The 13,199-nt window shown below is 74.6% G+C and carries 10 protein-coding genes; 7 read left to right on the top strand and 3 right to left on the bottom strand.

Annotated features, from left to right (window positions below):
* Nucleotides 1-21 precede the first annotated feature (21 nt).
* The 5 genes from sucB (at nucleotide 22) to ACFYOJ_RS07165 (ending at nucleotide 7,493) form a co-directional block, all read left to right on the top strand.
* Nucleotides 22-1,821 (top strand): 2-oxoglutarate dehydrogenase, E2 component, dihydrolipoamide succinyltransferase, encoded by a 1,800-nt coding sequence (sucB, locus tag ACFYOJ_RS07145; RefSeq protein ID WP_356555408.1) that lies wholly within the window; start codon nucleotides 22-24, stop codon nucleotides 1,819-1,821.
* 258 nt (nucleotides 1,822-2,079) lie between these two features.
* Nucleotides 2,080-2,703, top strand: coding sequence for a GntR family transcriptional regulator (locus tag ACFYOJ_RS07150; protein WP_356555409.1), 624 nt, complete (start codon nucleotides 2,080-2,082; stop codon nucleotides 2,701-2,703).
* Nucleotides 2,704-3,132: 429 nt separating this feature from the next.
* Entirely contained in the window at nucleotides 3,133-5,829 is a 2,697-nt protein-coding gene (gene aceE, locus ACFYOJ_RS07155) for a pyruvate dehydrogenase (acetyl-transferring), homodimeric type (RefSeq protein ID WP_356555411.1), read from the top strand.
* 57 nt (nucleotides 5,830-5,886) lie between these two features.
* Nucleotides 5,887-6,861, top strand: coding sequence for a YafY family protein (locus tag ACFYOJ_RS07160; protein ID WP_356555413.1), 975 nt, complete (start codon nucleotides 5,887-5,889; stop codon nucleotides 6,859-6,861).
* A gap of 110 nt (nucleotides 6,862-6,971) precedes the next feature.
* Nucleotides 6,972-7,493: a DUF4240 domain-containing protein gene (locus ACFYOJ_RS07165; protein WP_356555547.1), complete on the top strand. Its 522-nt coding sequence runs from the start codon at nucleotides 6,972-6,974 to the stop codon at nucleotides 7,491-7,493.
* Nucleotides 7,494-7,545: 52 nt separating this feature from the next.
* Here the strand turns inward: ACFYOJ_RS07165 and ACFYOJ_RS07170 are convergent, their stop codons facing one another.
* On the bottom strand, nucleotides 7,546-8,358 hold the full coding sequence (locus tag ACFYOJ_RS07170; RefSeq protein WP_356555415.1) for a peptidoglycan recognition protein: 813 nt from the start codon (nucleotides 8,356-8,358) through the stop codon (nucleotides 7,546-7,548).
* A gap of 79 nt (nucleotides 8,359-8,437) precedes the next feature.
* A complete protein-coding gene (locus ACFYOJ_RS07175; protein WP_356555417.1) occupies nucleotides 8,438-8,926 on the bottom strand; it encodes a GNAT family N-acetyltransferase in 489 nt (162 codons plus the stop codon).
* A 76-nt stretch (nucleotides 8,927-9,002) separates the two neighbouring features.
* Between ACFYOJ_RS07175 and ACFYOJ_RS07180 the strand changes: the two genes are divergently transcribed.
* On the top strand, nucleotides 9,003-9,899 hold the full coding sequence (locus ACFYOJ_RS07180; RefSeq protein ID WP_356555548.1) for a TIGR01777 family oxidoreductase: 897 nt from the start codon (nucleotides 9,003-9,005) through the stop codon (nucleotides 9,897-9,899).
* A gap of 229 nt (nucleotides 9,900-10,128) precedes the next feature.
* On the top strand, nucleotides 10,129-11,547 hold the full coding sequence (locus tag ACFYOJ_RS07185) for an NAD(P)/FAD-dependent oxidoreductase (RefSeq protein ID WP_356555419.1): 1,419 nt from the start codon (nucleotides 10,129-10,131) through the stop codon (nucleotides 11,545-11,547).
* A 19-nt stretch (nucleotides 11,548-11,566) separates the two neighbouring features.
* Here ACFYOJ_RS07185 and ACFYOJ_RS07190 read toward each other — a convergent pair whose 3' ends face one another.
* Nucleotides 11,567-13,030 (bottom strand): regulator, encoded by a 1,464-nt coding sequence (locus ACFYOJ_RS07190; RefSeq protein ID WP_356555421.1) that lies wholly within the window; start codon nucleotides 13,028-13,030, stop codon nucleotides 11,567-11,569.
* Between the last annotated feature and the right edge of the window lie 169 nt (nucleotides 13,031-13,199).

The following is a 13,199-nucleotide window of genomic DNA, read 5'->3' on the forward strand; positions in this document are numbered from 1 at the left end:
TCGTAAGGAGCAACCGAAACCATGGCGGTTTCCGTAACCCTTCCGGCGCTCGGCGAGAGCGTCACCGAGGGCACCGTCACCCGTTGGCTCAAGGCCGAGGGTGAGCGCGTCGAGGCCGACGAGCCGCTGCTCGAGGTCTCGACCGACAAGGTCGACACCGAGATCCCGGCGCCCGCCTCCGGCGTGCTGTCCTCCATCAAGGTCGCCGAGGACGAGACGGTCGAGGTCGGCGCCGAGCTGGCCCTGATCGACGACGGCTCCGGCGCCCCGGCCGCCGAGCAGGCCCCGCAGGCCGAGCAGGTCGCCGAGCCCGCCCCCGAGCCGGCCGCGGCCGCCCCCTCCACCGAGCAGGCCGCCCCGGCGCCGGCTCCGACGGCCGAGGCCACCTCGGGCGGCGGCTCCGCGCAGGGCACGGACGTGGTCCTGCCGGCGCTCGGCGAGTCCGTCACCGAGGGCACCGTCACCCGCTGGCTGAAGTCGGTCGGCGACAGCGTCGAGGCCGACGAGCCGCTGCTCGAGGTCTCGACCGACAAGGTCGACACCGAGATCCCGGCGCCCGCCTCCGGCACCCTGCTGGAGATCGTGGTCGGCGAGGACGAGACCGCCGAGGTCGGCGCCAAGCTGGCCGTCATCGGCGAGGCGGGTGCCGCTCCGGCCGCCGCCCCGGCCCAGGAGGCCCCGGCCGCCCCCGCGCAGCCCGAGCCCGCCCAGGCCCCGGCTCCGCAGCAGGCCGCCCCGGCTCCGGCCGCCCCTGCCGCTCCGGCCCCGCAGGCGCCCTCCGCGCCCGCCCCGCAGCAGCAGACCACCCCGGCGCCCGACCCGGCTCCGTCCGCCCCGGCGCCCGCGCCGGCCCCGGCCGCAGCTCCGTCCGCCACCCGGCCGGCGGACGACGGTGCCTACGTCACCCCGCTGGTGCGCAAGCTCGCCGCCGAGAACGGCGTCGACCTGTCCACCGTCAAGGGCACCGGCGTCGGCGGCCGTATCCGCAAGCAGGACGTCACCGCCGCCGCCGAGGCCGCGAAGGCCGCCGCCCAGGCTCCGGCCGCCGCCGCCCCGGCCGCGCCCGCCGCGAAGAAGGCCCCCTCCCTGGAGGCCTCCCCGCTGCGCGGCCAGACCGTCAAGATGCCGCGCATCCGCAAGGTCATCGGCGACAACATGGTCAAGGCGCTGCACGAGCAGGCGCAGCTGTCGTCGGTCGTCGAGGTCGACGTCACCCGTCTGATGAAGCTCCGTGCCAGGGCGAAGGACTCCTTCGCGGCGCGCGAGGGCGTCAAGCTCTCGCCGATGCCGTTCTTCGTCAAGGCCGCGGCGCAGGCGCTGAAGGCCCACCCGGTCATCAACGCCAAGATCAACGAGGCCGAGGGGACCATCACCTACTTCGACACCGAGCACGTCGGTATCGCGGTGGACTCCGAGAAGGGCCTGATGACCCCGGTCATCAAGAACGCCGGTGACCTCAACATCGCCGGCATCGCCAAGGCCACGGCCGAGCTGGCGGGCAAGGTCCGCGCGAGCAAGATCACCCCGGACGAGCTGTCCGGCGCGACCTTCACCATCTCCAACACCGGTTCGCGCGGCGCGCTGTTCGACACGATCATCGTGCCGCCGGGCCAGGTCGCGATCCTCGGCATCGGTGCCACGGTCAAGCGTCCGGCCGTCATCGAGACGGAGGAGGGCACGGTCATCGGCGTCCGCGACATGACGTACCTGACCCTGTCCTACGACCACCGCCTGGTGGACGGCGCCGACGCCGCCCGTTACCTGACGGCGGTCAAGGCGATCCTGGAGGCGGGCGAGTTCGAGGTCGAGCTCGGCCTGTAATCCCCCTGCCAGTGGGCCTCTACGGTGCCCCCGCCCGGAGCTCTCCGGGCGGGGGCACCGTTGTGTTCCGGGCCGCACACGCCGTGTAAGTCTCGTCTCACCTGCGTAAAAGCGCCCCTGTGCGCCCCTCCCGCGCGCCGTGACCGCCGTATTGTCTAAGCGTCAACGCCCCGGGGCCCGCCCGCCGACGACCATCCCCCTCCACGAGGCCCTTCGGGCCGCCGCAGAGAATCCGTGCCCCTCCCGAAGGAGCCCCTCATGACCGCGCCCGTCGTCCACTCGCTGCGCGAACAGATCCGCGAGCACATCCTGGAAGGGATCATCAGCGGACGCTGGCAGCCGGGCGAGCGGATCGTGGAGCGGCGGATCGCCACCGAGCTGGAGGTCAGCCAGACCCCGGTGCGCGAGGCGCTGCGGGAGCTGGAGTCGCTGCGGCTGATCGAGTCGGCGCCGAACAAGGGCGTGCGCGTCCGCAATCTGACCGCCGCCGACCTGGAGGAGAGCTACCCGGTCCGGGCGGGCCTGGAGGCGATCGCGGCGGAGCTGGCGGCGGAGCGGCTCGCCGAGGACTGCTCGGCCCTGGAGCCGCACGTGGCCGCCCTGTACGAGGCCGACCGGGTGGCCGACGGGACGGGACAGGTGCGGCACACGGTGGGTTTCCACCGGGAGCTGGTGCGGGCGGCCGACAACTCGGTGCTGCTGCACACCTGGGAGGGGCTGGGCATCGAGGTGTTCACAGCGCTGTCGATACGGTGGCTGGGCACGGTGCAGCAGTCGTACGCGGAGGAGCACGAGGAGCTGGTCGCGGCGTTCCGGCGGCGTGACCCGCGCATCGCCGACCTGGTCAAGTCCCACGTCCTGGGCTGCGCGCCGCGGGCGTAGTCTCCTCGCCCCCGCCGCCCCTTCCCGTCCCGACCCCGGGGGCTGCGCCCCCGGACCCCCGGTTCGCGCCCACGCGGCGGAGCCGCACACCGGCACAGCCCCGCGCCCCTGAAAGGGTGCGGGGAACTGCGCGATCAGCCGCGACGCACCGGCAGACGCCGACTCACCGAACCACCCGAGCCGTACCGCGCTCACCTGCACAAATGCCCACCAAACAAGGTCACCCCGTGCCACCGCCGGAGGCACCCCGTGCCGACTTTCTCGAGATCGAGAGGTTTTGGCCGTCGACCCTTTGATCGATCATCGATCAGGGGGTTACAGTCGCCAACGGGCTTGTATCCAAGCTCCAGCCCTGTCCTGCCAAAGATCTAGGGCACCCCCGAACCCTTGCCGATGAGGGAACCCCCTTCGACTGAGGAAGGCGGCGACATGACCGACCCCAACGCCATCCAGCCGAGCGAGCTCGACCAGCTCCCGGACCGCGACCCGGAGGAGACCGCCGAATGGCAGGCCTCCCTGGACGCCGTCACCGAGGCGGCCGGGCCGCACCGTGCCGCGTACCTGATGCGCCGCACCCTGGAGCGCGCCGAGGGAGCCGGCATCGCGCTGCCGAAGCTCCTCGAGACGGACTACGTCAACACCATCCCCACCTCCGCCGAGCCGGCGATCGACGGTGACGAGGAGATGGAGCAGCGGATCACCGCCTGGAACCGCTGGAACGCGGCGGCGATGGTGACCCGCGGCAGCAAGTACGGCGTCGGCGGCCACATCGCCACCTTCGCCTCCGCGGCCTGGCTCTACGAGACCGGCTTCAACCACTTCTTCCGGGGCAAGGAGCAGGACGGCTCCGGCGACCAGCTCTACGTCCAGGGCCACGCCTCCCCCGGCATCTACGCCCGCGCCTTCCTCGACGGACGCCTGAACGAGGAGCAGCTCGACAACTTCCGCCGCGAGGCCGGCGGCAACGGTCTGCCGTCCTACCCGCACCCGCGGCGCCTGCCGTGGCTGTGGGAGTTCCCCACCGTCTCCATGGGTCTCGGCCCGATCTCCGCGATCTACCAGGCGCGGTTCAACCGCTACCTGACCAGCCGCGGCATCAAGGACCTGAGCAACTCCCACGTGTGGGCGTTCCTCGGCGACGGCGAGATGGACGAGCCGGAGTCCACCACCGCGCTCACCCTCGCCTCCCGCGAGGGCCTGGACAACCTGACCTTCGTCATCAACTGCAACCTGCAGCGCCTCGACGGTCCGGTCCGCGCCAACTTCAAGATCGTGCAGGAGCTGGAGGCCCAGTTCCGCGGCGCCGGCTGGAACGTCGTCAAGACGCTGTGGGGCACCGCCTGGGACGAGCTGTTCCAGCTCGACACCACCGGCGCGCTCGTACGCCGCCTGCGCGAGGTACCGGACGCGCAGGTGCAGACGTACCAGACGCGCGACGCCGCCTACATCCGCGAGGACTTCTTCGGCAAGGACCCGGCGCTCGTCGAGATGGCGAAGCTGCTGAGCGACGACAAGATCCTCGAGTGCTTCCACTACTCGCGCGGCGGCCACGAGGCCCGCAAGGTCTACGCCGCGTACAAGGCCGCGCTCTCCCACAAGGGCGCGCCGACCGTGATCCTGGCCCAGACGGTCAAGGGCCACACCCTCGGCTCCGGCTTCGCGTCCAAGAACGCCAACCACCAGATGAAGAAGCTCTCGGTGGACGAGTTCAAGGCCATGCGCGACCTGCTCGGCCTGCCGATCAAGGACAGCGACTTCGTCGACGGCGTGGTTCCCTACGGCCACCCGGGCGCCGACTCCCCCGAGGTCCGCTACCTCCAGGAGCGCCGCGCCGCCCTCGGCGGTCCGGCCCCGGCCCGCCGGGTGCACCCGGTCGCGCCGCTGCCCGCGCCCGCCGAGAAGGCGTTCGCCTCCTTCGACAAGGGCTCCGGCTCGCAGAACGTCGCCACCACGATGGCGTTCGTCCGCCTGGTCAAGGACCTGGTCCGCGACAAGGAGACCGGCAAGCGCTGGGTGCCGATCGTCCCCGACGAGGCGCGCACCTTCGGCATGGAGTCGCTCTTCCCGTCGCTCGGCATCTACTCGCCCAAGGGCCAGACGTACGAGCCGGTCGACCGCGACCAGCTGATGTACTACAAGGAGGCCAAGAACGGCCAGATCCTCAACGAGGGGATCACCGAGGCCGGCTCCATGGCCGACTTCATCGCCGCTTCGACGTCGTACGCGACGCACGGCGAGGCGATGATCCCGTTCTACATCTTCTACTCGATGTTCGGCTGGCAGCGCACGGCCGACCAGATGTGGCAGCTCGGCGACCAGCTCGGCCGCGGCTTCCTCATCGGCGCCACCGCCGGCCGCACCACGCTGACCGGTGAGGGCCTGCAGCACGCGGACGGCCACTCCCCCGCCATCGCGGCGACCAACCCGGCCGCGCTGACGTACGACCCGGCCTTCGCATACGAGGTGGCGGCGATCGTCAAGGACGGTCTGCGCCGGATGTACGGCGAGACGGCCCCGGGCGAGGACCCGAACGTCTTCTACTACCTGACCGTCTACAACGAGCCGCTGCCGCAGCCCGCCAAGCCGGCCGGTGTCGACGAGGGCATCGTCAAGGGTCTGTACCGCTTCAACACGGCGGAGTCGGCGGGCCTGACCCCGGCGGCGAACGCCCCGCGGATCCAGCTGCTCGGCTCGGGCACGGCGATCCACTGGGCGCTGAAGGCGCAGAAGCTGCTCGCCGAGGAGTGGGGCGTGGCCGCCGACGTGTGGTCCGCGACCTCCTGGACGGAGCTGCGCCGGGACGCGATGGAGGCCGACGCGGCGCTGCTGCGCGGCGAGGAGCGCACGCCGTACGTCCGCCAGGCGCTGCAGGGCGCCGAGGGCCCGGTCCTCGCGGTCTCCGACTACATGCGCCAGGTCCCGGACCAGATCGCGCAGTGGGTCGAGCAGGACTGGTCCTCGCTGGGCGCCGACGGCTTCGGTCTGTCGGACACCCGTGAGGCCGCCCGCCGTCACTTCGGTGTCGACGCCGAGTCCATCGTGGTCGCCGCCCTGGCCCAGCTCGCCCGCCGCGGCGAGGTCCAGGCGACGGCCGTGAAGGAGGCGCGCGAGCGCTACGGCCTGTGAGGCTCTGACCTGTGAGGAGGCCCCCGCTCCGGCGGGGGCCTCCTGCATGATGTGGGCATGCGCGCTGCCCGCCTCATCAAGATGGTGCTGCTGCTCCAGTCCCGCCCGTCGATGACCGCCGCCGAGCTGGCCCGGGAGCTGGAGGTCTCCGAGCGGACCGTGACCCGGGACGCGCAGGCGCTGTCGGAGGCGGGCGTACCGGTGTACGCGGAGCGCGGGCGGGCCGGCGGCTACCGGCTGATCGGCGGTTACCGGACGCGGCTCACGGGGCTGGCCCGCTCCGAGGCGGAGGCGCTGTTCCTGTCCGGGGTGCCGGAGGCGCTGCGGGAGATGGGGCTCGAGGACGCGGCGTCGGCGGCCCGGCTGAAGGTGTCGGCGGCGCTGCTGCCCTCGCTGCGGGACGCTCCCCGTACGGCGTCCCAGCGGTTCCACCTGGACGCGCCGAACTGGTTCCGGGACCCGCAGACGCCCGTGCTGCTGCCGGCGGTCGCGGACGCGGTGTGGGACGACCGGCGGATCACCGCGCGCTACCGGCGCGGGGAGAAGGAGGCCGTGCGGGAGCTGGAGCCGTACGGGCTCGTGCTGAAGGCGGGGATCTGGTACCTGTGCGCGCGGGTGGCGGACGGCGGCCCGTTCCGGGTGTACCGGCTCGACCGGTTCACGGCGGTGGAGCCGGACGGGGAGCGGTTCGCGCGGGACGGGGAGTTCGACCTGCCCGCGTTCTGGGCGGAGCGGGCCGGGCAGTTCGCGCGCTCGGTCCTGCGGGCCGAGGCCGTGGTGCGGCTCTCCCCGCGGGGCGTGCGCGCCCTGCCGCACGCCGTGGAGGCGCCGGCCGCCCGGGAGGCCCTGGCGGGCGCCGGCGCGCCGGACGCGGACGGGTGGGTGACGGTGACGCTGCCGGTGGAGTCCGAGGAGGTCGCCCACGACCAGCTGCGCGGGCTGGGGCCGGAGGCGGAGGTGCTGGCGCCCCGGGAGCTGCGGGAGCGCTTCGCGCGGGACGCCCGCCGGCTCGCCGCGCTGTACGGGACCTGACGGACGGGTGCGGACGGGTGCCCGGACGGTGTCCGGGGCCTCGGACCCGGCGGGCCGGTCCGGCCGCTCCGCGTGCGTCGCCTCCCTCCAGGGACGATGCTGGTCCCGTGATGGACGAGACGGAGTTCTGGGAACTGATCGACGCGACCCGCCGGGGCGCCGACGGTGATCCCGAGGACCAGGCCGACCTGCTCGTGGAGCGGCTGCTCGCACTGGACCCGGACCTCGTGCTCGACTTCGCCCGCCACTTCGAGGCCCGCTACAACCGCGCCTGCACCTGGGACCTGTGGGCCGCGGCCTGGATCCTGCTCGGCGGGGCGAGCGACGACGCCTTCGACTACTTCCGCTGCTGGCTGATCGGCCAGGGCCGTGAGGTGTACGAGGGCGCGGTGCACGAGCCCGACGCGCTCGCCGAGCTGCTGGACGACTTCGACGAGGAGCTGGACGGCGACGGCGAGGACCTCGGCTACGCGGCCGACGAGGCCTACGAGCAGCTCACCGGCACCGTCGCCCCCGACCTCGGCATCGCCCCCGCGCCCGCGGAGCCGCTGGGCAGCCCGGTCGACCTGGAGGACGACCGGGCCCTCGCCGAGCGCCTCCCGCGGCTGTGGCGGCGCTTCGGGCCGGACTGAGACGCCCCGCCGTCCGGACCGGCCGCGCCGCCGCTGTCGTCGCCGCCGCGGGTCAGCGGGCCGCTCTGCCCTGGATGCGGGCCGCGAGGTCCCTGATGTGGGGGAGGCGGGCGCTGAGTGCCTCGCCGGGGCAGCTGGTCGGGTACCCCTCCCCGTGCCCCGCGACGGCGGGCAGGGTGGCGGTGGTGCCGGCGGCGTAGCGGCTGAGGCCGTTGCTGGAGACCAGGCGGACCTCTCCGCGCGGGTCGGTGCCGGCCGGGCCCAGTTTCCAGGCGGCCAGGGCGGCGATCGCCTCGGCCAGCGCGTCCGGCACGGGGACGCCCTCCGTGAAGGTGCCGAGGGCGGCGATGCCGGTGGTGCGGTGGTTGAAGCCCTGTGTGTGGGCACCGGTGACGGCGCGGTCGATGCCGCCGGCGCGGCCCTCGTAGACGGTGCCGCAGCGGTCGACGACGAAGTTGTAGCCGATGTCGTCCCAGTCCCGGGCCCCCGTCTGTCCCGTGTAGACGCCACGCAGGATGGCCGGTACGTCGGCGCAGTCGTAGCCGTTCGGTGTGTCGGTGTGGTGGACGAAGACGGCGAGGACCTCGTCGTCGTAGCGCGGGGCCGGCTGGGGGCGGGCCTCGTCGCCCAGCCAGACGGACCGGGGCACGACGGCGGGCCGCGGGGCGGTGTACCGGGCGGTGGCGGCGCCGGCCGCCCGGGCGTCCGTCTCGGCGGCCTGCTCGACGCCGCGTGCGCACAGTGCCAGCGCGGCGACGGCGGCGAGACCGGGCACGCAGCCGAGCAGCACCCTGGCCGCGGCCGGCATGCGGTCCGCGCGCCGGTTCCGTGTGCCGCGCGGTCCTCGGGCTCGGAAGACACGCATGGTCCCACTGTCCGGTGGATCCGCTCCGGCCGCGACGTGTGCGGTGCCGCCCGGCGGAACCGGCCGCGCCCGGGGCGCCTCAGACCAGCGGCCGGCCCATCAGCACGTCGTCGACGTACCGGCCGTCGAGGTGGAACTCCTCCGGCTGGACTCCCTCGACGACGAAGCCCTCGGACTCGTAGAGCCGCCGGGCGGGCGTGTTGTGACCGAGGACGCGCAGGGTGATGCGGCGGGCGCCCAGGCGGCGGGCCTCCTCGACGGCGGCACGGACGAGGGCCCGGCCGACGCCCCTGCCGCGGGCCGCGTCGGCGACGGCGAGGCCGCGGATCTGGCGCACGTGGGCGTTGGAGGCCAGCGGGGTGGGGAAGCCGAGGCGGACGTAGCCGACGAGGGTGCCGTCGAGTTCGGCGACGAGGTGGTCACCGGGCCCCGCGTGCTCCCGGAAGAAGGGGTCGTCCGGGCCCGGCGCGGGTGAGACGGCGCGCCGGTACGACCAGGTCTCCCGGTCGAGCCGGCGCAGCGACGGTTCGTCCTCGGGCGTGGCGTGACGTATGTGCGCGGCGAGCATGGCGCTCACTGTACGGCGCGTGCCCGCGGGACCCGGCGCGGGTCCCGCGGGAAGCGGGCAGGATGGGCTCATGGACATGGCACGTTCCCGGATCGTGGTGGCCGGCGCGTCCGGCGTCATCGGCAGCGCACTGGTGCGGTCCCTGACCGCGGACGGGCACGAGGTGGTGCGCCTGGTGCGCCGTGCTCCGCGGGGCGCGGACGAGGTCCGCTGGGATCCGGAGGCCGGGCGCGTGGACGCGGCCGGGCTGGAGGGGTGCGACGCCGTGGTCAACCTGGCCGGCGCGGGCGTGGGCGACCGCCGCTGGACCGACGCGTACAAGGCGCGGATCCGCGACAGCCGGGTGCACGGCACACGGGCGCTCGCCGAGGCCGTCGCCTCGCTGCGGCGGCGGCCCCGGGTGTTCGTGAACGGCAGCGCGACCGGTTTCTACGGGGAGACGGGCGGGCGGCCCGTCGACGAGAGCGCGCCCGCGGGCGAGGGTTTCCTGCCGTCGGTGTGCGTGGAGTGGGAGGGCGCGGCGGCACCGGCCGGGGAGGCGGGCGTGCGGACAGTGTTCGCCCGGACCGGGCTGGTCGTCGCCCCTCACGGCGGTGCCTGGGGGCGGCTCTTCCCGCTCTTCCGGGCGGGGCTCGGCGGGCGGCTGGGCGACGGCTCGCAGTACTGGTCGTTCATCGCCCTGCACGACGAGGTCGCGGCGATCCGGCACCTGCTGGAGCGCGAGGACCTCTCCGGCCCCTTCAACCTCACCGCCCCACACCCGCTGACGAACCGTGAGATCACCGCGGCCATGGGGCGGGTGCTGCGCCGGCCGACGCCGTTCGCCGTGCCCGCGCCGGTGCTGCGGGCCGTGCTCGGCGAGATGGCCGGCGACGTCCTGGGCAGCGCCCGGGTCCTGCCGGCCCGCCTGCTGGAGTCGGGGTTCCGCTTCGCCTTCCCGGAGATCGACGGGGCGATCCGGGCGGCGCTGTAGCCGACGGGAGGCGCGATCGGGTACCGCTCGACCTCGCCCCCTTGTGACCGTTTGATGGCCGTACTCCGGCGATATGCGACCGTCGTGCGACCGTGCTCTGCCTCCGTGCGACTCCCCCGGCCCCGCCCCGGCCCTAACCTCGAGACGAACTCGGGTATCCCTCGGGCCGGTTGGGGGCATGACGTCTCCAGCACGTCTCCAGTGGCCGCGCAACCTCGAGGAGGGGCACGTGCTTGAGCCCGCGTACCAGGCGGACGTCGTCGTCGTGGGGGCCGGGATCGCCGGTCTCGCCGCGGCGCACCGGCTGGCCAGTGCAGGAGTGACGACGACGGTCCTGGAGGCCGCCCACGGCGTGGGCGGCCGGATGGCGACCGAGAAGGTCGACGGTTTCCGGCTCGACAGAATCGGACAACTGCTGTCCACGGCACATCCCGAACTGCGGCTCACCCCCGGGCTGGACGGCCTCGCGCTGCTGCCCTTCGCGCCCGGGGTGCTGCTGCACAGCGAGGGGCGCCATCACCGCGCGGGCGTGCCGGCGGGCGCGGGCGCACGGAGCGCAAGGGGCGCAAGGGGCGCACTGCACGCGGTGCGCGCTCTGGCGAGCGCCCCCCGGCCGGGTGCCGCGCCCCGGCGCACCGCCTCCGCGCCGCGTACGCCCGGGGCGGCCCCGTCCGTGCCCCGGCCCCGGACGGGTGCCCCGCTCGGCACCGCCGTCGACCAGGCCCGGCTCGGCGCGGCGCTGACCCGGCTCGCGGCCATGCCGGCCGAGCGGCTGCTGGCCCGCCCGGAACTGCCGGCCGCCCAGGCGCTGGCGGCCCGCGGGCTGCCGGCCCGCACGATCGACGGCTTCCTGCGTCCGCTGCTCGCCGCCCTGCTGTGCGACCCGGACCTCACCACCTCCAGCCGGTGCGCCGACCTCGCGCTGCAGGCCTTCGCCAGGGGGCGGTCGGTGCTGCCGGAGGGCGGTGCGGAGGCCGTGCCGGAGCTGCTGGCGCGGGCGCTGCCGCCGGGCACCGTGCGCACCGGGGTCCGGGTCACCTCGGTCGCCACCAACGCCGTGACCACGGCCGAGCACGGGGTGATCCGCTGCCGGGCCGTCCTGGTGGCGACCGACGCCCGCGCCGCCGCCGGGCTGCTGCCGGGGCTGCGGGTGCCGGACTTCCACCCGGTGACGGTCGTGCACCACACGACCGACGAGCCGCCGGCGACCGGCGCGTCCCTGCTGCTCGACGCGGACCGCGGCGGGCCGGTCGCCCACACGGCGGTGGTCAGCCAGGTGGACCCGTCGCGCGCGCCGGCCGGCCGTGCCCTCGTCTCGTCGACGGTGCTCGGTCCTCCCCCGTCCGACGTCGACACGGCCGTACGCATCCATCTGGCCCGCCTCTACGGCACGTCGACCGCCCGCTGGGAGACCCTCGCCGTACGCCACACGGCCGAGGCCGTGCCCGCGATGCGGCCGCCGCACGATCCGCAGCGGCCGGTGCGGCTGCTGGCCGGCCTGTACGTGTGCGGCGACCACCGCGACGCGGGCACCGTCCAGGGCGCGCTGCACTCGGCCCACCGGGCCGCGGCGGCGATCCTGACGGACCTGGGGGCGGGCCGGCCGATGCACACGGCCGACCCCCTGCCCACGGCGCACGCCGCCTAGGCGCAGGCGGCGTGCGCCCTCAGCCCAGGGCCGCCACCTTGTCCCGGTAGCCCCGCACGGGGGCCGCGTCCCGGTACGGCTCCAGGCGCCGTTCGAAGTCCTGGACGTACTCCGCCGCCCGCACCGATCTCATCTCCGCCGCCTGTCCGGCCGCCTCGGCGGCCAGCTGGCAGGCCTGGTCGAGTTCGCCGAGGCCGAGGCGGGCGGTGGCGAGGACGACGCGGCAGAACAGCCGGCTGCGGGCGTAGGCGGGGGCGCGCAGGAGGAGCGAGCGTTCCGCGTACTGGGCGGCGGCGCGGTACTGCTGCAGGTCCCGGTGGCAGTGCCCGAACTCGTCGGCGAGCTGGGCCTCGTCGAAGAAGCGCGCCCAGTGCGGCACCTCGTCGCCGGGCCGGGCGGACTCCAGGGCGCGTTCGGCGCGCGCCAGGGCGGCGGTGCAGGCCCGCACCTCGCCGAGGACGCCGTGCGCCCGCGCCTCGGCGGCGTGCAGCAGGGTCTGCACGACCGGCGGCACGGAGGTCCCCACGCCCTGCTGGGCGACGCGCGCCAGCTGCACGGCCTCGCGCCCGTGCCCGAGGTAGACGGCCTGGCGGCTCATGGTGACCAGCACGTACGAGCCGAACGCCCGGTCGCCGGCCGCCTGGGCGAGCCGCAGCGCCTGCACGAAGTACCGCTGGGCGAGCCCGTGCGCGGCGATGTCGTACGACGTCCAGCCGGCGAGCCGGGTCAGGTCGGCGGCGGCGGCGAACAGCCGGCGGCCGGTCTGCTCGCCGTAGGTGCCGCGCAGCATGGGCTCCAGCTCGTGCTCCAGGTAGCGCACGAGGGCCTGGCGGGCGTGGCCGCCGCCGTACCGGTCGTCGAGGCTGCGGAACAGCTCGCCCACCGAGCGCAGGGCGGCCAGGTCACCGCCGGTGACCCGCTGGCCGGGCCCGCGGTCGGCCGGCGCGCGTCTGCGGGAGGGGGCGGGCGGGACGGGGCCGCGGGGAGAGGCCGGGCGTCCCTGGGCGGGGATGCGGACGGGGACCTCGGCGCGGGCCACCTTCTCGTCGGCGCGGCCGATCAGCCAGTCGCGGCTGGGCACGACCAGGCCGGCCGGGGTGAAGGCGATCTTGCGCAGCTCCGCGTGGTTGCCGGAGTCCTTGCGCCACAGGCCGGTGACGATGTCGACGGCCTCCTCCGGGCCGGCGGCGAACTCCAGGCCCGCGTAGACGGGCGCGCAGGCGTCCAGGCCGAGGTCCTGGGCGGTCAGGCGGCGGCCCAGGCGCCGGGTGAAGACCTCGGCGATCAGGGCGGGGGTGGTGCCGCGGGGCTGCTGGCCGCGCAGCCACCGGGTGACGGACGTCTTGTCGTATCTCAGGTCCAGGCCGTGTTCGAGTCCGAGCTGGTCGACGCGACGGGCGAGACCCGCGTGGGAGAACCCCGCTTCGGCGATGAGCGCGGCGAGCTGACGGTTGGGAGTGCGCTGCGCGGGTCGTTCCGTCATGGTGCGGTGCGGTCTCCTGCCTTCCGGGGCGTCGATGTCCCGGAGCGCCTGTGAGCAGCCCTTATGGCCTCGTGAACGGCGTGAATGTAGCGGAGAGTGAGCACCCGACCGCAGAGTTTCCGGGGCATTCATCCGATCGTGTGAGAATTGCCCGTCGGGCTGACGACAG

Source organism: Streptomyces sp. NPDC006384 (genome assembly GCF_042870695.1).
Taxonomy (GTDB): Bacteria; Actinomycetota; Actinomycetes; order Streptomycetales; family Streptomycetaceae; genus Streptomyces.

Coding starts and splice junctions, on each gene's coding strand:
- sucB (WP_356555408.1), top strand. CDS start 22: ATGGCGGTTTCCGTAACCCTTCCGGCGCTCGGCGAGAGCGTCACCGAG.
- ACFYOJ_RS07150 (WP_356555409.1), top strand. CDS start 2,080: ATGACCGCGCCCGTCGTCCACTCGCTGCGCGAACAGATCCGCGAGCAC.
- aceE (WP_356555411.1), top strand. CDS start 3,133: ATGACCGACCCCAACGCCATCCAGCCGAGCGAGCTCGACCAGCTCCCG.
- ACFYOJ_RS07160 (WP_356555413.1), top strand. CDS start 5,887: ATGCGCGCTGCCCGCCTCATCAAGATGGTGCTGCTGCTCCAGTCCCGC.
- ACFYOJ_RS07165 (WP_356555547.1), top strand. CDS start 6,972: ATGGACGAGACGGAGTTCTGGGAACTGATCGACGCGACCCGCCGGGGC.
- ACFYOJ_RS07170 (WP_356555415.1), bottom strand. CDS start 8,358: ATGCGTGTCTTCCGAGCCCGAGGACCGCGCGGCACACGGAACCGGCGC.
- ACFYOJ_RS07175 (WP_356555417.1), bottom strand. CDS start 8,926: ATGCTCGCCGCGCACATACGTCACGCCACGCCCGAGGACGAACCGTCG.
- ACFYOJ_RS07180 (WP_356555548.1), top strand. CDS start 9,003: ATGGCACGTTCCCGGATCGTGGTGGCCGGCGCGTCCGGCGTCATCGGC.
- ACFYOJ_RS07190 (WP_356555421.1), bottom strand. CDS start 13,030: ATGACGGAACGACCCGCGCAGCGCACTCCCAACCGTCAGCTCGCCGCG.